Annotated in this window: 23 protein-coding genes and 1 tRNA gene; 16 read left to right on the top strand and 8 right to left on the bottom strand. The window is 60.3% G+C overall.

The features are described 5' to 3' along the window. Positions 1 to 127: 127 nt before the first annotated feature. The 3 genes from AC3ITY_RS18905 to AC3ITY_RS18895 form a co-directional block, all read right to left on the bottom strand. Positions 128 to 1,261: a DUF3800 domain-containing protein gene (locus AC3ITY_RS18905; RefSeq protein WP_489304349.1), complete on the bottom strand. Its 1,134-nt coding sequence runs from the start codon at positions 1,259 to 1,261 to the stop codon at positions 128 to 130. A 462-nt stretch (positions 1,262 to 1,723) separates the two neighbouring features. Beyond that, entirely contained in the window at positions 1,724 to 1,933 is a 210-nt protein-coding gene (locus AC3ITY_RS18900; RefSeq protein WP_489310936.1) for a hypothetical protein, read from the bottom strand. A 207-nt stretch (positions 1,934 to 2,140) separates the two neighbouring features. Continuing rightward, positions 2,141 to 2,228, bottom strand: a tRNA-Ser gene (locus tag AC3ITY_RS18895). Positions 2,229 to 2,351: 123 nt separating this feature from the next. Between AC3ITY_RS18895 and AC3ITY_RS18890 the strand changes: the two genes are divergently transcribed. Continuing rightward, positions 2,352 to 3,023 carry a Bax inhibitor-1/YccA family protein gene (locus tag AC3ITY_RS18890; RefSeq protein WP_489304348.1) on the top strand — a complete coding sequence of 224 codons (672 nt, stop codon included), beginning with the start codon at positions 2,352 to 2,354 and terminating at the stop codon, positions 3,021 to 3,023. Between the two features lie 60 nt (positions 3,024 to 3,083). On the opposite strand, the gene AC3ITY_RS18885 is transcribed toward AC3ITY_RS18890, so the two are convergent. Then, entirely contained in the window at positions 3,084 to 3,413 is a 330-nt protein-coding gene (locus AC3ITY_RS18885; RefSeq protein ID WP_489304347.1) for a YceK/YidQ family lipoprotein, read from the bottom strand. Between the two features lie 56 nt (positions 3,414 to 3,469). Beyond that, complete coding sequence (locus AC3ITY_RS18880) at positions 3,470 to 3,907, bottom strand: Lrp/AsnC family transcriptional regulator (protein WP_046038550.1); 438 nt, start codon at positions 3,905 to 3,907, stop codon at positions 3,470 to 3,472. Between the two features lie 136 nt (positions 3,908 to 4,043). On the opposite strand from AC3ITY_RS18880, the gene AC3ITY_RS18875 reads away from it, so the two are divergent. Then, positions 4,044 to 4,937, top strand: coding sequence for a DMT family transporter (locus tag AC3ITY_RS18875; protein WP_056724342.1), 894 nt, complete (start codon positions 4,044 to 4,046; stop codon positions 4,935 to 4,937). Positions 4,938 to 4,952: 15 nt separating this feature from the next. On the opposite strand, the gene AC3ITY_RS18870 is transcribed toward AC3ITY_RS18875, so the two are convergent. After that, positions 4,953 to 5,993: an FUSC family protein gene (locus tag AC3ITY_RS18870; RefSeq protein WP_489304346.1), complete on the bottom strand. Its 1,041-nt coding sequence runs from the start codon at positions 5,991 to 5,993 to the stop codon at positions 4,953 to 4,955. Positions 5,994 to 6,037: 44 nt separating this feature from the next. Further along, positions 6,038 to 7,663, bottom strand: coding sequence for an NADP-dependent glyceraldehyde-3-phosphate dehydrogenase (locus AC3ITY_RS18865; protein WP_489304345.1), 1,626 nt, complete (start codon positions 7,661 to 7,663; stop codon positions 6,038 to 6,040). A 265-nt stretch (positions 7,664 to 7,928) separates the two neighbouring features. Between AC3ITY_RS18865 and AC3ITY_RS18860 the strand changes: the two genes are divergently transcribed. The 3 genes from AC3ITY_RS18860 (at position 7,929) to AC3ITY_RS18850 (ending at position 11,015) form a co-directional block, all read left to right on the top strand. Next, entirely contained in the window at positions 7,929 to 8,315 is a 387-nt protein-coding gene (locus tag AC3ITY_RS18860; RefSeq protein ID WP_489310933.1) for a c-type cytochrome, read from the top strand. A 22-nt stretch (positions 8,316 to 8,337) separates the two neighbouring features. After that, positions 8,338 to 9,732 (top strand): D-arabinono-1,4-lactone oxidase, encoded by a 1,395-nt coding sequence (locus AC3ITY_RS18855; RefSeq protein WP_489304344.1) that lies wholly within the window; start codon positions 8,338 to 8,340, stop codon positions 9,730 to 9,732. 74 nt (positions 9,733 to 9,806) lie between these two features. Then, positions 9,807 to 11,015, top strand: coding sequence for a DSD1 family PLP-dependent enzyme (locus AC3ITY_RS18850; RefSeq protein ID WP_489310931.1), 1,209 nt, complete (start codon positions 9,807 to 9,809; stop codon positions 11,013 to 11,015). A gap of 101 nt (positions 11,016 to 11,116) precedes the next feature. On the opposite strand, the gene AC3ITY_RS18845 is transcribed toward AC3ITY_RS18850, so the two are convergent. Then, positions 11,117 to 12,061 (bottom strand): SphA family protein, encoded by a 945-nt coding sequence (locus tag AC3ITY_RS18845; protein WP_489304343.1) that lies wholly within the window; start codon positions 12,059 to 12,061, stop codon positions 11,117 to 11,119. A 208-nt stretch (positions 12,062 to 12,269) separates the two neighbouring features. Between AC3ITY_RS18845 and AC3ITY_RS18840 the strand changes: the two genes are divergently transcribed. The 11 genes from AC3ITY_RS18840 to AC3ITY_RS18790 all read left to right on the top strand — a co-directional run bounded on the left by AC3ITY_RS18840 (position 12,270) and on the right by AC3ITY_RS18790 (position 22,822). Beyond that, entirely contained in the window at positions 12,270 to 13,310 is a 1,041-nt protein-coding gene (locus AC3ITY_RS18840) for an AraC family transcriptional regulator (RefSeq protein WP_489304342.1), read from the top strand. Between the two features lie 109 nt (positions 13,311 to 13,419). Next, entirely contained in the window at positions 13,420 to 14,307 is an 888-nt protein-coding gene (locus AC3ITY_RS18835) for a Dyp-type peroxidase (RefSeq protein ID WP_223456972.1), read from the top strand. Between the two features lie 16 nt (positions 14,308 to 14,323). Continuing rightward, positions 14,324 to 15,292, top strand: a complete 969-nt coding sequence (locus AC3ITY_RS18830) for a Gfo/Idh/MocA family protein (protein WP_489304341.1) — start codon at positions 14,324 to 14,326, stop codon at positions 15,290 to 15,292. 119 nt (positions 15,293 to 15,411) lie between these two features. After that, on the top strand, positions 15,412 to 16,164 hold the full coding sequence (locus tag AC3ITY_RS18825; RefSeq protein WP_489304340.1) for a GntR family transcriptional regulator: 753 nt from the start codon (positions 15,412 to 15,414) through the stop codon (positions 16,162 to 16,164). Next, positions 16,161 to 17,891: a fumarate reductase/succinate dehydrogenase flavoprotein subunit gene (locus AC3ITY_RS18820; RefSeq protein WP_489304339.1), complete on the top strand. Its 1,731-nt coding sequence runs from the start codon at positions 16,161 to 16,163 to the stop codon at positions 17,889 to 17,891. The genes AC3ITY_RS18825 and AC3ITY_RS18820 overlap by 4 nt, the downstream gene beginning before the upstream one ends. A gap of 26 nt (positions 17,892 to 17,917) precedes the next feature. Beyond that, on the top strand, positions 17,918 to 18,163 hold the full coding sequence (locus AC3ITY_RS18815) for a 4Fe-4S dicluster domain-containing protein (protein ID WP_003180418.1): 246 nt from the start codon (positions 17,918 to 17,920) through the stop codon (positions 18,161 to 18,163). Positions 18,164 to 18,404: 241 nt separating this feature from the next. Continuing rightward, entirely contained in the window at positions 18,405 to 19,811 is a 1,407-nt protein-coding gene (locus tag AC3ITY_RS18810) for an ABC transporter substrate-binding protein (protein ID WP_489304338.1), read from the top strand. 146 nt (positions 19,812 to 19,957) lie between these two features. Beyond that, positions 19,958 to 20,740, top strand: coding sequence for an ABC transporter permease (locus AC3ITY_RS18805; RefSeq protein ID WP_489304337.1), 783 nt, complete (start codon positions 19,958 to 19,960; stop codon positions 20,738 to 20,740). Then, positions 20,740 to 21,588, top strand: a complete 849-nt coding sequence (locus AC3ITY_RS18800; RefSeq protein ID WP_489304336.1) for an ABC transporter ATP-binding protein — start codon at positions 20,740 to 20,742, stop codon at positions 21,586 to 21,588. The genes AC3ITY_RS18805 and AC3ITY_RS18800 overlap by 1 nt, the downstream gene beginning before the upstream one ends. Further along, positions 21,585 to 22,547 carry a HEAT repeat domain-containing protein gene (locus AC3ITY_RS18795; RefSeq protein WP_489304335.1) on the top strand — a complete coding sequence of 321 codons (963 nt, stop codon included), beginning with the start codon at positions 21,585 to 21,587 and terminating at the stop codon, positions 22,545 to 22,547. The genes AC3ITY_RS18800 and AC3ITY_RS18795 overlap by 4 nt, the downstream gene beginning before the upstream one ends. Beyond that, the gene (locus AC3ITY_RS18790; protein ID WP_223464384.1) at positions 22,544 to 22,822 is read left to right on the top strand and encodes a DUF971 domain-containing protein; all 279 of its coding nucleotides are present in this window, start codon (positions 22,544 to 22,546) and stop codon (positions 22,820 to 22,822) included. Before AC3ITY_RS18795 ends, AC3ITY_RS18790 begins: the two co-directional genes overlap by 4 nt. Positions 22,823 to 22,864: the final 42 nt, after the last annotated feature.

Genomic DNA, 22,864 nt, shown 5'->3' with positions numbered 1-22,864 from the left:
TTGGCGGAAAGTGGTTTATCTCGATAGTTCATTTGGCAGTCGTTAGGATTGCTAGCGTCCATTTTGATTCTCCGCCGGCTTTGGGGCCGTTTTCGACTCACAATGGACGCTTGCGACGCCAACAAAATCAGCGGTGATTCATTCGGTATCTTGGCGAGCTGAGACTGCGCGCTAGGTCTATAATCATCTCGCTCGCTCCTTCAATGAGATCAACACCCCGCATGGCTCGATCATGCAGTTGATGTAGTACTAAGGCATTGAGTTTCGAACGGGAATTCTCCAACTTCACTTCCTCCATGTCTGGAATGACGCTGCCGTAGTGGGCCTGACGTGCAATGATGTTGCGCCAATGCTCGGTCGACTCATCTACCTTTCCAGAAAAGACGAAGACTGCAGCAGCTGCAACCGTGTCCGCGAGCTGAATACCATGCGTCGTGCGAGAGTCTGCAAACTCTATCGGCCCCGAAAGGTTGAAAGACACGGGATGTTCTTGCCCGTCCACAAGCCCTGAAAAAATCTTTTCAGTATTGCCAATCATGCCGTTATACATCTCCTGATTGGCTAGGAGCGGCTTGGAGTGATCACAGATCGCGGTAAGCTGCTCATACTGAGTGCCCCAGTTTGCCAGGAGGGTGAAAAGCGCGCTGTCGGTGAGATCCAATACCCACTTGCCGGTCTCTCCATCAGCAAGAGAATCCAGCTCCTTTTGAATGTCGGTGTGACGCTTCTGGGCGAATTCTCTGATCATCCTGAGGGTTTCGGAATGAGAGGCATCGGATGAAGAGAAGATTGTCTGCAGGTCTTTCCCGTCCAACTCGCGCATCAGACTCTCAAACTCAGCGAATAGTTCTTCCGCACCTGCACCCCGGGCCATGAACTCTGTGTACAGGATGTTAGCGATGAATCGGTGAAAGCCAATACCGTAGAAAAGCGAGTTCACATCTGAGTAGCAGGGCTCGAATATATACTCGTGAACTTTCCCTGCGAGCGCGAATTTTTTGTCCGAGATCGAGATTTTTATACGCCCATCGAAGGCCGCCAATATTTCGGAAATCGCTTTCCGTCCTTTGGCGAATTTCACTAGGTTGGAGCCTTTAAGCTCACCATTCTGAATGTTGTACTTCTTGATCAATCGCTCAACGAGAGCCTTGGCTTCATCATCATCGGACGCAATGGAGGCGTAGGCAAAATAATTTTGACGAGGGTGCAATAGGTTGTTGCCTGTGAAACCGGACTCGTCAAAGTAAATTTTTTGAGGCATTGCAGCTCCTTTCCATTCAATGTGCTGCCTACGGCCTAATTGGACATGAGGCCAAGAAATGCATCGCGCAGTCGCCTGATCAGAGTACTTACCTAGTCCAGTATGAACACCGCGCTTCGTTTGCTGAGTTGGGCGAGTCTTGCAGAGAGCGAGATGCACCTCAATCCCTTTATGTCACCGTGCCACCGTGATCTGTGAATCACCTCTGATTCCCCAGACGCTTACGACTGGCTCCTTTTGGGCGATGATGGCCTTCTGAGTGTATTTATATTGGCAATCATTAGGCTTACCTGAGGCGACCATGAAGTCGCGTCGAGCTGGTTGAAACCTCGCGGAGATACATGCCCTTAAGCCGAGCCAGGCCCTGCCAAGCGGTGAACTGCTGAGGGCCCGTTTCACTCGGCTCGCGACAGGTCTCGCTCAGCAGATATGACGTCGGGGATCAGGGCTGGAGACGGGAAATCACTCAGGTGTCATGAGCACCGCGAGAGTCATCTTGATGAATTCTTCATTGCGGTCAATCGTGTCCAGTGCGCCGCGCACGTTGTCAGCTACGTCTGCCGATCCGCGCATCTCCACCCAATTCGAAAGCTCCAGGATGGCAGCCTCAAGGGCGAGCTGGTTTTCGTTGAGCTTGAATAGCAGGGAGGGGAGCAGGTCTGAGTTTGGCATCATGAATCCTCCGTGGAGTTTTCAGCGTAGCAGCAGGACTTCTCGGGCGGTGATCGGAGGCGTTGGCAGGGTGCGGGAAGGCGGGGAAAACGGGATAGTTTTGTAACGCCACCCGAAAAGTTTTGTAACGCTTCGGGTGTGGTCGGATTTTTGCCAAATCCCAGAAACGAAAAAGCCCTGAAAAATCAGGGCTCTAACGTATAAAGATGGCGGAGGCGATGGGATTCGAACTCATGGACCTGTTACAGTCGACGGTTTTCAAGACCGTTGCCTTAAACCACTCGGCCACACCTCCGTTTGCGTTGCGGGCGCCATAATACCTGAATGAAACACACTGTCAAACTCTCTGCATAGCTTGTTACAGGGCGTCTGTTATGATCTTTGCGACTGAACGTTTCAAACCAACAGGAGTGTCGCCATGCGCGAACAGGATTACGCAGTTAATAACAGCGTGCAGGCTGAGCAGCTAGAGGTTAGCCGCGTCCTGCGCAACACATACGGCTTGCTCGCCCTGACCCTCGCATTCAGCGGTGTGACGGCCTACGTTGCCCAGCAGATGCATGTTGGCTACCCGAACGTGTTCGTGGTGCTGATCGGCTTCTACGGTCTTTTCTTCCTCACTAACAAACTCCGTGATTCGGCCTGGGGCCTGGTGTCGGCATTTGCCCTGACCGGTTTCATGGGTTTCCTGCTGGGTCCGATCCTCAACCGTTACCTGGGTATGCAGGGCGGCGCTGAAGTGGTCAGCTCGGCTTTCGCGATGACGGCGCTGGTGTTCGGCGGTCTGTCGGCGTATGTGCTGATTACCCGCAAGGACATGAGCTTCCTCGGCGGTTTCATCACGGCAGGCTTCTTCGTGCTGCTGGGTGCGACGCTGGCGGGCATGTTCTTCCAGATCAGCGGCCTGCAACTGGCGATCAGTGCAGGTTTCGTGTTGTTCTCCTCGGTCTGCATTCTGTTCCAGACCAGCGCCATCATCCATGGCGGCGAGCGTAACTACATCATGGCTACGATCAGCCTGTATGTATCGATCTACAACCTGTTCATCAGCCTGTTGCAGCTGTTCGGCATCATGGGCCGTGATGACTGATCGTCGGTCCTGAAGTAAAAAACCCGCCAAGGCGGGTTTTTTATTAGCTGAAATTCAGGGTTACTCGACAATTACAATGCTGCCGTCGGCTTGCTGGCGGTAGATGGTGTAGGGCAACAACAAGGTGTCGAGCGCGCCAGAGATGACCACATCGATCAGTACAATAGCGGGGGCAGGGCCATGTACCTGCGCATCCCGACCCTCTTCGAGGGGCGCGTTCAGGTAGCAAAAATCGTAGGTCACGCCGCTGTAGATTCGCGGTACCGCGCCGCAATAACTCTTTTTGTCCTTGAGGCTTTTTGCGGCCGCTTCGTCACTGCGTACAACCGTCTGAATCGTGCCGCAACCCGCAAGTATCATTGCCACGAGCAGCATTACCTGAATTTTCATGCCGTCAATCCTTCGCCGGAAACCGCCAATCTACTTCAGTCTGAAACTAATATCACTCACGCCATGGGCGGCAACCGGCGTTTGACCGGAGTTTTCTTGACGATTGCCGTGTTGGTTTCAGCGTGGGTGTTGAGGCGGTCGAGCAGGGTGTCCAGTTGTTCCATTGAGCGCACATGCAGGCGCGCAATGAAGCAGTCGTCGCCGGTGACCTTGTCGCACTCGGTGAATTCGGGAATGGCCATGATCTGCCGTTCCACTTCCTGTAATTGCCCCGGCAGCGGGCGAATGCGCACGATGGCCTGGAGTTGATAGCCAAAGCATTTCGGGTCGATTTCAACGGTGTAGCCCTTGAGCACACCGCGTTCCTCCAAGCGGCGCAGACGCTCGGCAACACTGGGGGAGGACAGGCCGCTGATTTGCGCCAGGGCCTTGAGCGAGCGTCGCGAGTCTTCCATCAGGGCCGTGATCAGCAGCTGGTCGATGTCATCGGTCATGGCAAAACCCTCTGTTAGGCGTTTTCTCGAAACGGCCTTGATAAAAAAGGCAGATCCCGAGTTTAGCCTGCTTTTTGCTCTGGAGTAGCGCCCGGGTGCATTGGCATACTTTGGCCACAAACACAGGAGTCTGATGATGGACAAAACCCTACGCCGCGGTTCGTTCGAAATGACGGCCGCTATGCTGATCTCCGGCACCATCGGCTGGTTCGTGCTGGTGTCCGGGCAACCGGTGCTGGACGTGGTGTTCTGGCGCTGCCTGTTCGGTGCCGGCACCTTGCTGCTGATTTGCGCGGCTTTCGGCTTTCTGCGCCCTGGCATTCTGACCCGCACGACCTTCCTGCTCGCGGTGCTGAGCGGTGTGGCGATTGTCGGCAATTGGGTGCTGTTGTTCGCGTCCTATTCCCGGGCGTCGATTGCCATCGGCACCGCCGTCTATAACGTCCAGCCGTTCATGCTGGTCGGGCTGGCGGCGTTGTTCCTCAACGAAAAGATCACCGCGCAGAAACTGACCTGGCTAGGCGTTTCGTTTCTCGGGATGCTGGCGATTGTCAGCGCCCATGGCAGCCAGGGCGAGAGCGGCAGCGATTACCTGATGGGCATTGCCCTGGCCTTGGGCGCGGCGTTTCTCTATGCGATTGCCGCGTTGATCATCAAGCGTTTGACGGGTACGCCGCCGCATTTGATCGCACTGATCCAGGTCAGCACGGGCGTGTTGTTGCTCGCGCCATTCGCGAATCTTTCCGTATTGCCGCAGGCACCGAGCGCGTGGGCCAGCCTGGTGACGCTGGGCATGGTGCACACCGGTGTGATGTACGTGTTGTTGTACGGTGCGATTCAAAAACTGCCGACTGCGCTGACGGGGGCTCTGTCTTTCATCTACCCGATTGCGGCGATTTTCGTCGACTGGTTTGCCTTCGGCCATCGCCTGGAGCCACTGCAATGGATCGGAGTCGCAGCGATTCTGCTGGCCGCTGCCGGCATGCAACAAGGCTGGTCATTGAAGTTTCGGCGCACGGTGACGCCGTAACCCGCGACCCAGGCGTCAGATGTTCCAGCGCGACGCGTTACTGGCCAGTCGCTGGCGCATCTCGCCGACGTTGGCGGCCAGTTGTTGAGTCAGCAAGCGATAGCCGTCCAGCATGTTGTAGACCGGCGCATCGAGGCTGACAAGCGGCACATCCACGGGACGATTGAGCCGCTGGGCGGCGCCTGATTTCAACGCCCTGGCCATGCCGATCAATTGCACGCGAATCTGCCGATGCTCGGCTTTCAATGACGTTTGCATCAGCGACATCGCCTCGGGGTCATTGGCATCCGGTCGGGTATTGCCGAGGATTTCCAGGGTGCTGACGCACATGCGCAGGTTGCGCTGGAGGGCATCGAGCTCGGTCATGGAAATCTTCACTTCCTTGGACACCGAGGGCATCAGTGAGCGAAGTTGCACCATCGCAGCGTTCAGGCGGGTCATGAGCTTGAGGTGTTCGTCGGCGGTGATGGCCTGGCCGTCAATGATGCGTCCGTAGATTTTTGCGCAATCACGCAGCGCATCGGCCAGGTTGTAGCGCCAGGAATAAACCGCGTACAGCGGCAGGGCGAAGGAAAACGCCAGGGCCAGGGCAATGCCGATCAGGATATCCACCCCGCGCCACAAGCCATCGGTGACCGGGTTATCGCCGTGCCCGGCAACGATGAACACGGTAATCGCCGATAGCAGCGCGGTGTAACCACCCTTGCCGATGGCGTGATACGAGAAAAACCCGCAGACCACCGACATCGCGAAGTAGGTCAGCCAGGGCATCCCGAGCCAGGCCTGTTGTGCCACCAACACCAGGCCGACACCGGCACCGATCAGGGTGCCGATGGCGCGCTCGGCGGCTTTTTTGCCGATGTTGCCGTGGTGCTGCAAGCCGCCGATCACCACCAGCATCGTTACCGACGCCCACTCACCGTGGGGCAGATTGATCCCGGTGGTCAGCAGGATCGTTGCCAGCAACCCGAGCGACACCCGCACCGCGTGGATCACCCGGGCATGGCGGTAGCGCCGGTACGGGTCCAGCAGCGGACGCAGCAGTCGGCGCAGCAAGGGTGGCAGCCGATGGGCTCTGGATGTACTCAGGCTGGCTCTCCTCAGAAGATGTAGTCAGTGGTCAGGAAGCTCGAACTGCGGCCGCTGATGATCTCGCTGATCAGGTCCTTGTTGGTCTCCTGGAACTTGGTGGCCACCAGGGTACGGATCGAAAACACCCGCAGTGCGTCATGTACCGACAAGGTGCCTTCGGCCGAGTTCTTGCGGCCATTGAAGGGATAGGTGTCCGGGCCACGCTGGCACTGGGCATTGAGGTTGATGCGCCCGACCTGATTGGCGAAGGTGTCCACCAGCCGGCCGACCGCCACCGGGTTGGTGCCAAAGATGCTCAATTGCTGGCCGAAGTCCGACTCCAGCACGTAGTCGATCACGGTATCCAGATGACGGTACGGCACGATGGGGATGACGGGGCCGAATTGTTCTTCCTGATAAACGCGCATCTGCGGCGTGACCGGGTACAGCACCGCCGGGTAGAAAAACGACGCACGAGCTTCGCCACCGTTGGGGTTGACCACCTTGGCGCCTTTGCTCTCGGCGTCTGCCACCAGTGCATGCAGATAGTCGACCTTGCCCGATTCCGGCAGAGGCGTCAGGGCTACGCCACCTTCCCAGGGCATGCCGGGTTTGAGGTTGGCGAGCCTGGCATTGAATTTGTCAATGAAGGACTCGACCACGTCTTCGTGGACAAACAGGATCTTCAGCGCGGTGCAGCGCTGTCCATTGAACGACAGCGAGCCGGTCACCGCTTCACTGACTGCATTGTCCAGATCCACTTCCGGCAGGACGATGCCCGGGTTTTTCGCATCCAGGCCCAGTGCTGCGCGCAAGCGGTGTGGTTTCGGATGGAGTTTTTTCAGGTCACTGGCGGCCTTGTTGGTGCCAATGAAGGCGAAGATATCGATCTTGCCGCTGGCCATCAGCGCACTGACCGTCTCGCGGCCGCTGCCGTAGATGACGTTGATCACCCCGATCGGGAAACTGTCGCGGAAGGCTTCCAGCAGCGGGCGAATCAGCAGCACGCCGAGCTTGGCCGGCTTGAACACCACGGTGTTGCCCATGATCAGCGCCGGGATCAGCGTGGTGAAGGTTTCGTTCAACGGATAGTTGTAAGGCCCCATGCACAGGGCCACGCCCATCGGCACGCGACGGATTTGGCCGAGGGTGTCCTGTTCCAGTTCGAAACGGCTGGAGCGGCGGTCGAGTTCTTTCAGCGCGTTGATGGTGTCGACGATGTAGTCGCAGGTGCGGTCGAACTCTTTTTCCGAGTCCTTGAGGTTCTTGCCGATTTCCCACATCAGCAACTTGACCACGGCATCGCGCTGCTCGCGCATGCGCCTGAGGAAGGTTTCGACGTGCTGGATGCGCTCGGCCACGCGCATGGTCGGCCACAATCCCTGGCCGCGGTCGTAGGCGCGGACGGCCGCGTCGAGGGCGGTCAACGCGGTGTCGGCATCCAGTAGCGGCGTGCTGCCGAGGATCACCTGTTCATCGCCATTCGGGCCTGCCAGGTACACCGGGCTGCGGACCTGGGCCAGTGGTCCGTTCCAGGTTCTCAGTTCGCCATCGACCAGGTACTCGCGCTGCTCGGTCTGGCCATCAAGGCGGTACTTTTCCGGGATGTCGGCGGGGCTTGGGAACAGGTTCTGGAGAATATTGGCTGTGGTCATGTCGCTACCCCTCTGGATTAGGTGATGCACTGATGAAACGTTTTAGCAGACCTCAGCAACGCTTGTCATGACTCATCTCAGCGTTTTGCCGCACAGCGTGATGTCCGGGGATTTATCGGGCCTTGCGTCATGGCCTCAGAAGCTCCCCTTGTTGGCCCCCAATGCCCTCAACCCGCCCACGCGGGGTGCCTTAATGTTGACTCTCCTTGATCACAACAAAAAAAAGCTGCACCCGGCTGGCCGGGCAGCCAATGAGAGGACAGCCATGCGGGCAAGCCGATTAACTGAAAAGCCTAGCCTTTGTTTGGCCTTGGTGGGGTGTGTCTTTGCGGCGTTGCTGGCAGGGTGCGGCGAAGAATCGAAAAACCCGCCGACCCGCAGCGAAGCAGGTGCCGCGAGGCCCGCCGACGCCGAGCTGGCGCAGGTCTACGACAACAGCTGCAAGCTTTGCCACGCCAATCCGGCGGCCGGGGCGCCGCTGACTGGTGACATCAAGGCCTGGCAACCACGGGTATTGCAGGGCGCCGACACGCTGCTCGACCACGCGATCAACGGTTACAACGGCATGCCGCCGATGGGCATGTGCATGCAGTGTTCGCAAGAACAGTTCCTGGCGCTGATTGCCTTTATGTCCGGCCAGCAAATCCAATAACAAGAACGGCAGGGTGCGATTCATGACGATGGACCTGACACGGCGTCAGTTGTTGCAACGGGCGAGCGTCATTGGCGCCTTTACCGCGCTCGGCTCAACGCCGGCACTGGCCGAGCTGCTGCGCGCGCCACGCCTGATTCCCTGGCGCAACTGGTCGGGCGGCCAGAGTTGCCTGCCGGCGGCGCGGCTGGCGCCCAAGAACCTGGATGAGTTGACGCAAGTGGTGCGTCAGGCCCCCGGCAGGATTCGGCCGGTGGGCTCGGCGCATTCCTTCAGCGCGCTGGTGCCCACCGACGGCACCTTGGTGTCGTTGAGCTATTTCACCGGTTTGCTCGATCACGATGCGAAAACGCTGCAGGCCGAGTTCGCCGCCGGCACGCCGATGTCACGCATGGGCACGCCGCTCAAGGACATCGGCCAGGCCCTGCAAAACATGGCTGACATCGACTATCAGACCCTGGCGGGCGCGATCTCGACTTCGACCCACGGTACCGGCAAGCACTTTCAATCCTATTCGGCGCATGTCTGCGGCATGCAGCTGGTGACCGCCAGCGGTGACGTGCTGGACTGCGACGCCAGCCGCCATCCTGAAGTGTTCAGCGCAGCCCGGGTGTCCCTGGGGGCGTTGGGCGTGGCCAGCAAGGTGCGCCTGCAAAACCGCCCGGCGTATCGCTTGCGGGAGCGGCAGTGGATCGCTAAAACCGAAGAGTTGCTGGAGGACCTGGACAAGAACACCCGGGAAAACCAGCACTGGGAAATGCTCGTGGTGACCCATTCCGACTACGCCTTGTCGATCGCCCTGAACGAAACCACCGACCCGGCCACACCGCCGGTGCCGGCGGATGAGGAGGGCGGCAACGAGTTCGTCACGCTGATCGAGAAGATCGACAAATACGCCAGCGACTTCCCGGACCTGCGCCGCACCATGCTCAATAACCTGCGCCACCTGGCCAGTTTCGATGACCGGGTGGGCGACTCGTTCGATATCTACGCCAACGTGCGCACGGTGCGTTTCAACGAAATGGAATATTCCGTGCCGGCCGAATACGGCCCGGCCTGTTTGCGCGAGATTCTCAAACTGATCCAGGACAAGGACCTGCGCACCTGGTTTCCGATTGAATACCGGTACGTCAAGGCCGACGACATTCCCCTGAGCATGTTCGAAGGCCGCGACAGCTGTTCGATCTCGGTCCACCAGCATTACCAGATGGATCATCACAACTTCTTCGCCGCCATCGAGCCGATTTTCTGGAAGTACAACGGCCGACCGCACTGGGGCAAGTTGCACACGCTGAACGCGAAAAACCTGCAGCCGCTGTACCCGCGCTGGCAGGAATTCATTCAGGTGCGGCAGGCACTCGACCCCAGCGGCAAATTTCTCAACGCGCATTTGTCATCCATTTTGGGGGTGAGCTGATGGCCGTCAATCGCCGCAATTTCTTGCTCGGCAGCGCCGGCGTCGGCGCCTTGTTGGTGGGTGTCGGGGCGTGGCTGCGGCCGGGTGACCGAGGCGCACCGTACAGCGATTACTTCCGTACGCTGAACCGCGAACTCAAGGACCACGGCCCGATGCGACCGGTGATGCTGATCGACCTTGATCGGCTGGATCACAACATCGATGTGGCGATGCAATCGGTCAAACGAGGCGGCAAACACCTGCGCCTGGTGGAAAAATCACTGCCGGCACCGGGGCTCCTGGCCTACATCGCCCAGCGCGCCGGCACCCAACGCCTGATGTCGTTTCATCAACCCTTTCTCAACCATGATGCGGTGCAGTTTGCAGAGGCCGACATTCTGTTGGGCAAGCCGCTGCCGGTGCGTTCGGCCGAGTTGTTCTATCAGTCGCACAAGGGGCCTTTCGACCCTTCGAAGCAATTGCAATGGTTGCTCGATACACCGGAGCGCCTGCAGCAATACCTTGCCCTGGCTCAAGGGCTGGGAACGCGAATGCGGGTGAACATCGAACTGGATGTCGGGCTGCATCGCGGAGGCGTCAGCGACCTTGGCGTACTCGGGCAGATGCTGGCGCTGATCAGCCAGCACCCGCAGCACCTGGAGTTCGCCGGGTTCATGGGCTACGACCCGTTCGTGGGCATGGGCGTGCCGGGGATTCTGGGCTCGCCCGAGGAGCTGTTTGCCAAGGTGATGGTGATTTACCACCGCTGCGTCGACTTCACTCGCCAGCAATACCCTGGTTTGTGGCGCGAAGGGCTGACCCTCAACACGGCCGGCAGCCCGAGCTATCGCATGCATGAACACGAACAGCTCAGCAGCGAAGTGTCGGTAGGGACGGGGCTGCTCAAGCCCACTCATTATGATTTGCCGTCACTGGTGGAGCATGTGCCGGCCGCTTATATCGCCACGCCGGTGTTGAAAAACACCGGGGCGGTGAATATTCCGGCGCTGGATGACAAGTCCAGGCTGTTTTCCTGGTGGGACACCAATCAGCGCGAGACGTATTTCATCTATGGCGGGAACTGGATGGCGGAGTTCGAATCGCCAGCGGGGTTGCAGAGCAATGGCGTGTATGGCCGCAGCTCGAACCAGGAAATGGTCAATGGTTCGGCGGCGGTGGGGCTGACAATTGAGGATCAGGTGTTCTTGCGCCCGACCCAGACGGAGTCGGTGTTGTTGCAGTTCGGGGATTTGCTGGCGGTTCGGGGTGGGAAGATTGTGGATAGCTGGCCGGTGTATTCCTGAGGAAGATTCTGAGTCTGTTAAACCGCTATCGCGAGCAGGCTCGCTCCCACAGGGAAATGCATTCCAGAGTGTGGGAGCGAGCCTGCTCGCGAAGGGGTCAGTCAAAACGCATAGGGAATACTGACCTTCGCCCAAAGCATTTCCCCTTCAGGCCGGTTTTCCACGTCGAATTCCTTGGCCCAGCGAATCTCCGCGCTGGCGTATTTGAGAAAGGTCCAGTGTAGCGCCGGACCAATCGCAAACACCTGCCCGCGAACCCCGTCGTTTACGTCCTGGCCATTGAACTGCACGGTGTGGCCGAACTGTTTGTCGTCGGTGGTTTGCTTGAGGTAGTAGCCGTTCAACCCGAGCATCAGGTCGTCGGTGATCTTGAAACTGGCCGAATAGTCGAAGTGGAAAATCTGCCCCGACTTGTAGTCGGTGTCCTTGTTTTTCTCGTTGAAACTGTAGGTGGTCTTCATCGACACCTCGGTGCTGTCCGTCGGCAGCCAGGTGAAGGAGAACAAGGGTTTGTAGGTGTAGAAGTTGTTGCTGGTGTTGGCCAGGCGGTCAACGCTGTACTCGCCGGTCGGCACGGTGATTTCAATGGCGGCGCCGAGGGTCAGGTTTGGGCCCATGTCCCAGAGAATGATCGGCGCGACCGTGGTGTCGCCCATGCCTTCGCGGGTGTCCTGCAAGCCGAACACCGCGACCTCCTGCTTGAGCCAGGGCTGCGCGATGTAGCCCGCCAGCCGGCCGCCAAACACTCGCACCGGGCTGAGGTAATCCAGGCGCGGAACGACCGCCGTGGACTCGATCTCGACGTTTGGCACCTTGCCGCCGAGTGAACTGATGTTCAGTTTCGTGGCTTTGTAGTGGTTGTAGTAGAGGTTGAACGCAACCATGTTGTCCGGAAGGCTGTCGGGCGAAAGCGGCAACATGAAAAAGCCGTCGGTGCCGGGGCCGATGTTGTCCACACCAGCCTCGGTGGCCAGTGCCGGTTGCAGGGCACAGACGCCGGCCAGGCCAATGACCAGTAGGGGAAGTGTCGTGCGGGTCGGGATCATGGGTGTACTCATTATTATTGTTAGCGGGCTGTCCGGCATCCATACGAGGGCCGCAACATAGAAATAAGCTGTCTGCGCCCTGCAAGGCAGGGTATTGGCGGCCATTTAGGGGGACTTCTGCGGACAGCCTTTGCACCCTGTGCTAACTTCCTTCGACATAACCGGTTACAAAAATAAGAATGCAGCTCGACCCGGAATGTATGGCCCCATGCAAATGAAAGTGACCGATCCCACCTTTGAACTGGCGCTGGTGTCGCCGTTTCTCCTGCAGACCCTGGCCGAAGTCGCCGAGCAAAAAGGCATCCACCCACAGAGCCTGTGCCGAGGGTTGGGTTTTACCTTTGAAGACCTGCAGGACCCGGCGCAGCGCATTTCCTATCGCCAGGCCGTGGCCATGATTCAGCGCGCGCTCAAGGCCTTGCCCAATCAGGGGCTGGGCTTGTGGGTCGGCGCGCAGAATGTGCTCGGTACGCTGGGGCTGTTGGGGCATGTGTTGTCGCTGTGCAAGACCCTGCGCGATGCCTTCGAGCTGGGCATTCGCCATCAACACACCTCTGGCGGCATCGTCGTGTCGAGTGTGGAGGAGGCGGGGGATCGGGTGTTTGTCGACGCTGAATGCCGCTTGCCGTTCGCCGACGTGCAGTTGTTCGCGGTCGAGGAGTTTTTCGCCAGCTTGCTGGTGTACGGCCGGGCGCTGGTCGGGGCGGATTTCAAGCCGATGGCCGTGGAGTTCATGCATGCCGCGCCGGACTATCTCGGCGAATATTCGCGCCTGCTCGGGCCGGACGTGCGTTTCGGTTGCCTGCAAAACCGCATGGTGATCGATGGGCATTGGCTGGACGTTCACTTGCCCAATCACCATTCCCTGGCCCTGCGTCAGGCCGTGAAATTGCTCGAACTGGAAGCCGCGCAGGTACACCAGAAAATGGATTTGATCCAGGCGGTGGAACGGGCGATTGCCCGGGACCTGACCGAGGGCAGCCACATCGAGAAAATCGCCAGCGACCTGAACATGAGTAGCCGCACCTTGCGCCGCCGCCTTACCGAACACGCGCTGACGTTTGAAACGCTGCTGGAACAAGTGCGCCAGGCCCGCACCATGAGCCTGCTGGCCAACCCGGACATGTCCATCGAACGCATCACCGAGGAAGTCGGCTACAGCGACGTGCGCAGCTTTCGCCGGGCGTTCAAGCGCTGGACCGGCATGAGCCCGAGTGCGTTCCGTAACGAAAGCCCCAGCGTGGTCTGATCTTTTTGTGGAGAGGGGGCTTGCCCCCTCACCACAGGTTCCTGGCCTCTGACGGCACACAAACCCTCGTACTCCGGTTAAACTCCATGCTCTTTTTCAAGGAGTTCATATGAGCCATTACCAGCCGGGCATTCTCGCCACCCCCGTTCCGCCTCAAGCCCGCCATATGTTCTTCGCCCTCGAATCCGCCGCGGCACTGCCGGCTGCACTCGACAACTTGATGCAATTGGTGGACGGGAAATCGGCTGTCGTCGGCTTCGGCGAATCCCTGGTCAAGGCGCTGGATGGGCAGATCGAAGGCCTGCGTACTTTCCCGGCACTGGCTGGGGTCGGTGTCGACAATCCGTCGACCCAACACGCGCTCTGGTGCTGGCTGCACGGTGAAGACCGTGGTGAGTTGCTCAACCGCAGCAACGCCATCGAAGCGGCACTGGCCCCGGCGTTGCGTCTGGTGCAGATGAACGAAACCTTCCGCCATATGAACGGCCATGACCTGACCGGCTTCGAAGACGGCACCGAAAACCCCCACGACGCAGCCGCCGTGGCCGCCGCCCTGGTGGGTGAGGGCGCGGACGGCACGGTGGGTGGCAGCTTTGCCGCGATCCAGCAGTGGCAGCATGACTTGAAAGGTTTCCATGGGCTGTCGGCGGATGAAAAAGACAACATCATGGGTCGCCGCTTGAGCGATAACGAAGAGATCGACGACGCGCCGGTTTCCGCCCACGTCAAACGCACCGCCCAGGAAAGCTTTGCGCCTGAAGCCTTCGTGGTGCGCCGTTCGATGCCGTGGATCGAAGGCGACCGCGCCGGCCTGATGTTCCTGGCCTTCGGTTTTTCCCTCGATGCCTTCGAAGCCCAACTGCGCCGCATGAGTGGCCTGGAAGACGGCATCACCGACGGTCTGTACCGCATCAGCCGTCCGATCACCGGTGGCTACTACTGGTGCCCGCCGCTCAAGGACGGTCGACTGGACCTGCGCGCATTGCGCATCGTCTGAGTAGCAAGGAGAGCCTATGAACCTGGTGCGTTGGGGCATGATCGGTTGTGGCAGTGTCGCTGAACGCAAAAGCGCGCCGGCCTTCTACAAAGCGCCCGGATCGGCGTTGGTGGCGGTGATGGGCCGGCGCCTGGAAGCCGTCACCGACTACGCCGCGCGCCACGGCATCGCGCGGGTCTACACCGATGCGCAGGCGCTGATCAACGATCCCGAAGTCGACGCGGTGTACATCGCCACGCCGCCCGACAGCCATCACGCCTTTGCCTTGCAGGTGGCCGCCGCCGGCAAGCATTGCTGCGTTGAAAAACCGATGGCATTGAATGCCGGGCAAAGCCGCGAGATGCAGCAGGTGTTTGCCGATGCCGGGCTGCACCTGTTCGTGTCCTATTACCGACGTTCGTTGCCACGCTTCCGGCAAGTGCGGCAATGGCTGGAAGAGGGGCGGATCGGCGAGGTCCGGCACTTGACCTGGACCCTCACCAAAGCCCCTTCGGCAGTGGATCAGAACGGCAGTGAAAACTGGCGCACCGATCCGGCGATTGCCGGTGGAGGCTACTTTGCGGATCTGGCCAGCCATGGCCTGGACCTGTTTCAGTACCTGTTCGGCGATATCGTCGAAGTCGCCGGGTTCACCGCACGCCAGGCCGGTTTGTACGCGGCCGAAGATGCCGTCAGCGCCACCTGGCGGTTTGCCAGCGGGGCACTGGGGATGGGCTGCTGGAACTTCGTCGCAGACCGGCGCGAAGACCGGGTCGAAGTGATTGGCAGTACAGGCCGGATCACTTTTTCAGTGTTCGATGAACACCCGGTCGAGCTGCACGCCGGCGAGCGCCTCAGCCTGAACATCGAGCATCACGCACACATTCAGTGGCACCACGTATTGGGCATGAATGCGCATATTCGTGGCGAGGCGCAGCACCCCGCCGTGGCCGAGCAGGCGCTGAAGACCGATTGGGTGATGGACCAGATCCTCAAGCGCTGCTGAATATTCAGATCACACATAACCCCTGTGGTGAATCTAACCTTATGCGCATTCGGTATTTCTCAAGCTTGTCATAACCTCTCTAAGATCACGTCATAACTCGTTATAACAAGTGATCTGCCATGACCGATAACGTTCTATCCCTGAGCAGCGTCCCGTTGCACACCCAGCTGCGAGACGTGCTGCGCACCCGCATCCTCGACGGCGAATACCCGCAAGACAGCCAGATGCCTTCCGAAAGCGAGCTTGGCGCGTTGTTCAAGGTCAGCCGCATCACCGTGCGCCAGGCCTTGGGCGACCTGCAAAAGGAAGGGCTGATCTTCAAGATCCACGGCAAGGGCACCTTCGTCGCCAAGCCGAAAACCTTCCAGAACGTCAGCACCCTGCAAGGCCTGGCCGAGTCCATGACCGGTCGCGGCTACGAGGTGATCAACCGCCTGCGCAGCTTCAAGTTCATTGCCGCCGACAAGCTCGTCGCCGAGCGTTTGCAAGTGGCCGAAGGCGAGGTCGTGGCGCAGATCAAACGGGTGCGCCTGATCAATCGCGAGCCGATTTCCCTGGAAATCACCTACCTGCCCAAAGCCGTTGGTGAGCGCCTGGAAAAAGCCGACCTGGTGACGCGCGACATTTTCCTGATCCTGGAAAACGACTGCGGGCTGGCCCTGGGGCACGCCGACCTGGCCATCGATGCGGTACTGGCCGACAGCGACCTGACCCAGGCGCTGAACGTTGAACCCGGCTCGCCGATCATGCGCATCGAACGCCTGACCCACGATGTCGACGGTTGGCCGCTGGACTTCGAACACCTTTACTACCGAGGCGATGCCTTCCAGTACCGCCTGCGGATCGACCGGCAAAAAGGGGAGCAGGCATGACGCGCAGTACGTTGGAGCAGGAATACGACATCGTTGTCATTGGCGGCGGCACCGCCGGCCCCATGGCGGCGATCAAGGCCAAGGAACGCAACCGCGATCTGCGGGTGTTGTTGATCGACAAGGCCAACGTCAAGCGCAGCGGCGCGATCAGCATGGGCATGGACGGCCTGAACAACGCGATCATTCCCGGCCACTCGACCCCTGAGCAATACACCAAGGAAATCACCATCGCCAACGACGGCATCGTCAATCAGGCCGCGGTGTACGCCTATGCCACCCACAGCTTCGAAACCATCGAGCAACTGGACCGCTGGGGCGTGAAATTCGAGAAGGACGAAACCGGCGACTACGCGGTGAAGAAGGTCCACCACATGGGCGCTTATGTGTTGCCGATGCCGGAAGGGCACGACATCAAGAAAGTCCTCTATCGGCAGCTCAAGCGCGCACGGGTGAGCATCACCAATCGCCTGGTCTGCACCCGATTGCTGACAGGTGAAGAGGGCGCGGTCAACGGCGTGATGGGCTTTGATTGCCGAACCGCTGACTTCCATGTGATCAAGGCCAAGGCGGTGATCCTCGCCTGCGGTGCCGCCGGACGCCTGGGGTTGCCGTCCTCCGGCTACCTGATGGGCACCTACGAAAACCCGACCAATGCCGGCGACGGTTACTCGATGGCCTACCACGCCGGGGCCGAGCTGGCGAACCTGGAGTGCTTCCAGATCAACCCGTTGATCAAGGACTACAACGGCCCGGCCTGCGCCTACGTCACCGGCCCCTTGGGTGGCTACACCGCCAACAACAAGGGCGAACGCTTCATCGAGTGCGACTACTGGAGCGGGCAGATGATGTGGGAGTTCCATCAGGAGCTGGAAAGCGGCAATGGTCCGGTGTTCCTCAAGCTCGATCACCTGGCCGAGGAAACCATCCAGAACATCGAAGAGATCCTGCACAGCAACGAGCGTCCGAGTCGCAGCCAGTTCCACGCCAATCGCGGTACCGACTACCGCACGCAGATGGTCGAGATGCACATCTCGGAAATCGGCTTTTGCAGCGGGCATTCGGCGTCGGGGGTGTGGGTCAACGAGAAGGCCGAGACCTCGGTCAAGGGTTTGTACTCGGCCGGGGACATGGCCGCCGTGCCGCACAACTACATGCTTGGCGCGTTCACCTATGGCTGGTTCGCTGGCAACAACGCAGCGGATTTTGTTGCCGGGCGTGAGTTTTCAGCCCTGGATGCCCGGCAGATCGAAACCGAAAAACAGCGGGTCTACGCACCGCTGGACCGTGAACACGGCCTGCCACCGGCCCAGGTCGAGTACAAGCTGCGGCGCTTCGTCAATGACTACCTGCAACCGCCGAAAGTGACCAAGAAGATGCAGATCGGCCTGCAACGCTTCAGCGACATCCAGCGCGATCTCGACCAGATCAAGGCCCACAACGCCCACGAACTGATGCGCGCCATGGAAGTCAGCATGATCCGCGACTGCGCCGAAATGGCCGCCCGCGCTTCATTGTTCCGCGCCGAAAGCCGCTGGGGGCTTTACCACCATCGCGTCGATCACCCGCAACGCAACGACCGCGACTGGTTCTGCCATTGCCACCTGAAGAAAGACGAAAACGGTTTGATGAGCAGTTTCAAGAAAGCCGTCGAGCCTTACATCATCTCGCTGGATGCCGACGAGATGCAGGCTTACGATCGGTTGCGGGTCGGTGCCGATGCGGCTTGATGCCGACAACAAAAGAGAGACCGAACATGGCTTACCAACCCCAGGAAATCTTCTTCCGCTCCAACGCACCCGTCACGGTCGATGAAGACAAATGCATCGCCCACAAAGGCTGCACCGTGTGCGTCGACGTTTGCCCGATGGACCTGCTGGCGATCAACCCGGCCACGCAAAAGGCCTACATGGCCTTCGACGAATGCTGGTACTGCATGCCCTGTGAAAAGGACTGCCCGACGGGCGCTGTGAAAGTCGAGATCCCGTACCTGCTGCGCTGAAACACAAATCAATGTAGGAGCGAGCCTGCTCGCGATGAGGCCAGCACAGGCGACATCTCCATTGACTGAAAGAACGACATCGCGAGCAGGCTCGCTCCCACAGGGGATCGTGGCCAGTTCAAATAATATTCAAAGCCATCCGGCACCACCGGACGCCTGATTCAAGACACCCCTCGTTTCCCACCGCGCCCTGATCGTGGCGGAGACGAACTTCCAATAAATGATTCGAGGGGAAACACTCATGATGTTGCGTGCAGCATTGGCCGGTCTGGTACTGGCTTCATTCACCCTGTCGGCCTCGGCCGAAACCATCCGCATTGCCATTGGCACCCAGGACACCACCATCAACTGCGCCGCCGGCGGATTGTTGATTCGCGAACTCGGTCTGCTGGACAAATACCTGCCCCACGATGGCCCCTACAAAGACGCCCAATACGAGGTGCAGTGGAAAAACTTCACCAGCGGCGCTCCCCTGACCAACGAGATGGTGGCCGGCAAACTCGACTTCGGCGCCATGGCCGACTTCCCCGGTGCGTTCAACGGCGTGGCGTTCGAAACGGCGGGCAAGCACAGCCTGTTCATCAGCGTGCTGTCGGGCAGCATCAAGGGCAGCGGCAACGGCATCGTGGTGCCAAGCGCATCGGGCGTGCAGTCGCTGGCAGAGTTGAAGGGCAAGACCATTTCCGTGCCGTTCGCTTCCACCGCCCATGGCATGCTTTTGCGCGCCGTCGCGGCCCAGGGCTGGGACCCGCTCAAGGACGTGAACATCATCGCCCAGCCGCCAGAAGTCGCCGGCTCCGCGTTGCAGGCCGGCAAGATCGATGCCCACGCTGACTTCGTACCCTTCGCCGAACTGTTCCCCAGCCGTGGTTTCGCCCGCAAGATTTATGACGGTTCCCAGGCCAACGCGCCGACCTTCCACGGTGCGCTGGTCGATCAGGCCTATGCGAAAAAGTACCCGGAAATCGTCGTCGCTTACCTGCGGGCAAGTATCGAAGCCAACCAGTTGCTGGCGGCTGAACCGGAGAAATACAGCGAGTTGATCGCCAAGGTCACCGGGGTCGATGCCGAGGTCAATTACCTGTTCCATGGCCCCCTCGGTGTGCAGACCCGCGACCTGAGCTGGAAGTCGGAATATCGTCAGGCCGTCGGCACCGCCATCGATACCCTCAAGCTGTTGAAAAAGGCCGATCGCGGTCTGGATCTCAACACCTTCATCGACGACCAATACATCCGCGCCGCCTTCAAGGCCTCGAACCTGGACTACAGCGCGCAACTGGCCAATTACGGGCAGGCGCCGCTCAAGGCCGTCGATGCCACCACCGGCAAAACCATCACCGACTTCAGCCACGTGGCGGAAATCTGGGTACGCGGCGAGCCGAAAGTCCGCCAGTACGCCTCGGCGCAAGCAGCGTTTACCGCGCTGGCCAACCTCAAGCAGGAAGGCAGGAGCATCCGCGCGGTGTACGCCCAGGCCAGCGACAGCGGGATCAAGTTGCTGGCGGATCAGGCGTGGTTTGCCACCGATGGCAAAGGGCAGCTGAGTGCGTTCCTGCTCAAAGGCCAGGCCCAACAGTTCGCCAGCGCCCAGGGCGGCAAGGTCTTTGACTTTACCGATGCGACGGCGCAGGCCGTGGCAGTTCGCTAACCGGCAAAACACTACAGTCCCCTGTAGGAGCGAGCTTGCTCGCGGAAAACGTCCGGATAACGCGATCCTTCAGACAGAGCGCGTCATTGTTGGCGTTCTTCGCGAGCAAGCTCGCTCCTACAGGAGGCGGGTTGAGAGGATAAATTGTGTACCGATCATATTCGCGCTGGCTCCCCCGAGCCGCTTCACTGCTGCTCTGCCTGCTGTTCTGGCAACTCGCCGCCAGCCATCACTGGAACCTCAGCCTGGTGACCTTCGCCAACGTCCCGACACCTTTGGCGGTCATTGAAGCCGCCCTCGGCCTCGGCGACTCGGGCAAGCTCGCGCAGCACCTGGGCAGCAGCCTCGGCCGGGTATTCGCCGGTTACCTCGCGGCGCTGATCATTGGGGTGGCCCTGGGCCTGGCCATCGGCCGCTCGAAATGGGCCGAAGATCTATTGCTGCCGCCCCTGGAAGTGCTGCGCCCGATCCCGGCGGTGGCGTGGATTCCCCTGGCGATCCTGATGTTTCCGTCGTCGGAACTGTCGATGGTGTTCATCACCTTCACCGGCGCACTGTTCCCGATCCTGCTCAACACCGTGCACGGCGTCGAAGGTGTCGACCCACGGCTGATCGCCTCGGCGAAAAGCCTCGGGGCAGGGCGCCGGGCAATCCTGCTGGAGGTCGTTCTTCCGGGCGCTGCGCCCAGCATCATCACCGGCCTGGCCATCGGCATGGGCACCTCGTGGTTCTGCCTGGTGACGGCGGAGATGATCTCCGGCCAATTCGGCATCGGTTATTACACTTGGGAGTCCTACACCATCCAGAACTACGCCGACATCGTGGTCGGCATGTTGCTGATCGGCGTGCTCGGGATGGGCAGCAGTCTGTTGATCAAGCGTCTGGGCGGGCTGTTCACACCTTGGCATCGACCACGAGGAAAAGCCTGATGAGCGTTTTTCAACACCTGGAAGGGCGCATCGATATTCGCGGGCTGTCGATCAGCCTGGGCGAGGGCGACGGGGCTTTCGAAGCGGTGCAGGGACTCGACTGCCAGATCGAGCCGGGGCAGTTCGTGTGCATTCTCGGGCCGTCCGGTTGCGGCAAATCGACCTTGCTCGGCGCCCTGGCCGGTCACCTGCAACCGCGCACCGGCACGCTGAATGTCGATGGCGCAGTGGTGTCGGGCCCATCGCCCCAGCGCGGCATGGTGTTCCAGCAGCACACCCTGTTTCCGTGGCGCACGGTGCGTGACAACGTGGCGTTCGGCTTGAAAATGCGTGGTGTCGGCAAGGCCGAACGGCACAAGGCGGCGGATGAAATCCTCGCCCTGGTGGGCCTCGAAGGCTTTGCCGAGCGCTGGCCCGATCAGCTCTCCGGCGGCATGCAGCAGCGAGTGGAAATCGCCAGGGTGCTGGTCAATCGACCGCGTCTGTTGCTGATGGACGAACCCTTCGGTGCCCTCGACGCCCTGACCCGGTTGAACATGCAGGAACTGCTGCTGGACATCTGGACGCGCATCCGCACCACCGTGGTGTTTGTTACCCATGACATCGACGAAGCGCTGTTCCTCGCCGATCGCCTGCTGGTCATGAGTTCGCGCCCCGGGCGAATCATTGAAGACCTGCGCCTGGATTTCCCCAGGCCGCGCAGCACGGAACTGGTGACCCGCCCTGAATTCTCGCACCTCAAGCGCCATTGCCTCGAACTCCTGCGGCACGAAGACGGTCGGCAGCTGCCGCGCCTGAACCCGCTCGGACTTCCCCCTGAAAACAAACTGCCGCGATTTGCCCTATGACCTCACTATTTGATGTAACCGATAACGACGACATTCTTGCCCTGCAACCGCGCCTGACCGATGACGATCCCGGTGTACGCCGGATCGCGCTGATCGAACTGGCTGATCTCGAGGAGCCGGACGGCCTGCAGTGGTTGATCGATCGACTGGCCAAAGACCCGATTGCAGACGTTCGCGCCGAAGCCGCGCGGTTGCTGGAGGCCTGGGAGGACGAGCCGGTGGTCGAGGCGCTGTGCCAGGCCCTGACGGATCCATCCCCGGCGGTGCAGGTGGCCGCTGCGCAAAGCCTCAGCCTGCTCAAGAGCGAGGCGGCGGGCCGGGTCATCCTGCCGTGGACCGGGCACGCCGACAGCGGCGTACGCATCGCCGCATTCAGGGCGTTGCGCGAGTTGCGTTGCCCCGATGCCGCCGATGCGGCGGCCCGGGCACTGGACGATGAAAGCGCCAGCGTGCGCCGCGAGGCGGTGGGCGTGCTCGGCTGGCTCAAGCAACTCGATGCCTTGCCGGTACTGGCGCGGCTGGCCAGCGCTGACCCGGACACTGAAGTTCGGCGTGCCGCCACCGGGGCCTTGGGCCTGGCGTCTGACGCACAGGTGCTGCCGGCCCTGCGCCAGGCCTTGCGCGACGCTGCCTGGCAAGTCCGCGAAGAAGCCGCCACCACCCTGGGCAAGGTCGGCCACCTCGACGCCGGCCCGGCCCTGATCGACGCCCTGGACGACGATTACTGGCAAGTGCGCCTGCGCGCCACCCGCAGCCTCGGTCGCTTGCGTTTTGTACCTGCGCTCGAAGCGCTGATCGACACCCTCGGCCACCGCATCAGCAACCTGCGCAAGGAAGCCGCGTTGGCCCTGGGCGAATTGAACGACCCACGGGCCATTGCGGCATTGCAGGGCGCACAAGACGACGGCGACCCTGAAGTGCGCAAGGCCGTGCGCATTGCCTTGAGCCAACTGCAATGAACCCGCTGGCGATTGGCAATTCCCGCAGCAAACAGCAGTTGCGACTGAACTGGCCGGATGGTCGTGAACAGGTGTTCGAACACGCCGAATTGCGTCGCCAGTGCCCGTGCTCGCAGTGCCGGGCGTTTCGGTTGCGGGGGATGGCGCCGATGGTGGATGAGCGGGTTCAGGTGATCGAGTTGCACTCGCAGGGGTATGGACTGCAACTGGTGTTCAGCGATGGGCATGAGCGGGGGATTTATCCGTGGGCTTATCTTGCTGGGCTTACCGACTGAATCGAATCCTTTTCCTCATCGGGAGTTGTCGCAGTCTGCGGC

The sequence above is a fragment of the Pseudomonas sp. GL_091 genome (assembly GCF_057837725.1).
Note: the sequence above shows the minus strand (reverse complement) of the source record. Positions and strands in the feature narration are given on the sequence as shown.

Bases quoted from the DNA above. Each gene is read 5' to 3' on its own strand.
- AC3ITY_RS18905 (WP_489304349.1), bottom strand. From the start codon at position 1,261: ATGCCTCAAAAAATTTACTTTGACGAGTCCGGTTTCACAGGCAACAAC.
- AC3ITY_RS18860 (WP_489310933.1), top strand. From the start codon at position 7,929: ATGCGGGCAAGCCGATTAACTGAAAAGCCTAGCCTTTGTTTGGCCTTG.
- AC3ITY_RS18875 (WP_056724342.1), top strand. From the start codon at position 4,044: ATGGACAAAACCCTACGCCGCGGTTCGTTCGAAATGACGGCCGCTATG.
- AC3ITY_RS18800 (WP_489304336.1), top strand. From the start codon at position 20,740: ATGAGCGTTTTTCAACACCTGGAAGGGCGCATCGATATTCGCGGGCTG.
- AC3ITY_RS18845 (WP_489304343.1), bottom strand. From the start codon at position 12,061: ATGATCCCGACCCGCACGACACTTCCCCTACTGGTCATTGGCCTGGCC.
- AC3ITY_RS18900 (WP_489310936.1), bottom strand. From the start codon at position 1,933: ATGCCAAACTCAGACCTGCTCCCCTCCCTGCTATTCAAGCTCAACGAA.
- AC3ITY_RS18795 (WP_489304335.1), top strand. From the start codon at position 21,585: ATGACCTCACTATTTGATGTAACCGATAACGACGACATTCTTGCCCTG.
- AC3ITY_RS18810 (WP_489304338.1), top strand. From the start codon at position 18,405: ATGATGTTGCGTGCAGCATTGGCCGGTCTGGTACTGGCTTCATTCACC.
- AC3ITY_RS18865 (WP_489304345.1), bottom strand. From the start codon at position 7,663: ATGACCACAGCCAATATTCTCCAGAACCTGTTCCCAAGCCCCGCCGAC.
- AC3ITY_RS18840 (WP_489304342.1), top strand. From the start codon at position 12,270: ATGCAAATGAAAGTGACCGATCCCACCTTTGAACTGGCGCTGGTGTCG.
- AC3ITY_RS18825 (WP_489304340.1), top strand. From the start codon at position 15,412: ATGACCGATAACGTTCTATCCCTGAGCAGCGTCCCGTTGCACACCCAG.
- AC3ITY_RS18885 (WP_489304347.1), bottom strand. From the start codon at position 3,413: ATGAAAATTCAGGTAATGCTGCTCGTGGCAATGATACTTGCGGGTTGC.
- AC3ITY_RS18835 (WP_223456972.1), top strand. From the start codon at position 13,420: ATGAGCCATTACCAGCCGGGCATTCTCGCCACCCCCGTTCCGCCTCAA.
- AC3ITY_RS18820 (WP_489304339.1), top strand. From the start codon at position 16,161: ATGACGCGCAGTACGTTGGAGCAGGAATACGACATCGTTGTCATTGGC.
- AC3ITY_RS18815 (WP_003180418.1), top strand. From the start codon at position 17,918: ATGGCTTACCAACCCCAGGAAATCTTCTTCCGCTCCAACGCACCCGTC.
- AC3ITY_RS18790 (WP_223464384.1), top strand. From the start codon at position 22,544: ATGAACCCGCTGGCGATTGGCAATTCCCGCAGCAAACAGCAGTTGCGA.
- AC3ITY_RS18830 (WP_489304341.1), top strand. From the start codon at position 14,324: ATGAACCTGGTGCGTTGGGGCATGATCGGTTGTGGCAGTGTCGCTGAA.
- AC3ITY_RS18855 (WP_489304344.1), top strand. From the start codon at position 8,338: ATGACGATGGACCTGACACGGCGTCAGTTGTTGCAACGGGCGAGCGTC.
- AC3ITY_RS18890 (WP_489304348.1), top strand. From the start codon at position 2,352: ATGCGCGAACAGGATTACGCAGTTAATAACAGCGTGCAGGCTGAGCAG.
- AC3ITY_RS18880 (WP_046038550.1), bottom strand. From the start codon at position 3,907: ATGACCGATGACATCGACCAGCTGCTGATCACGGCCCTGATGGAAGAC.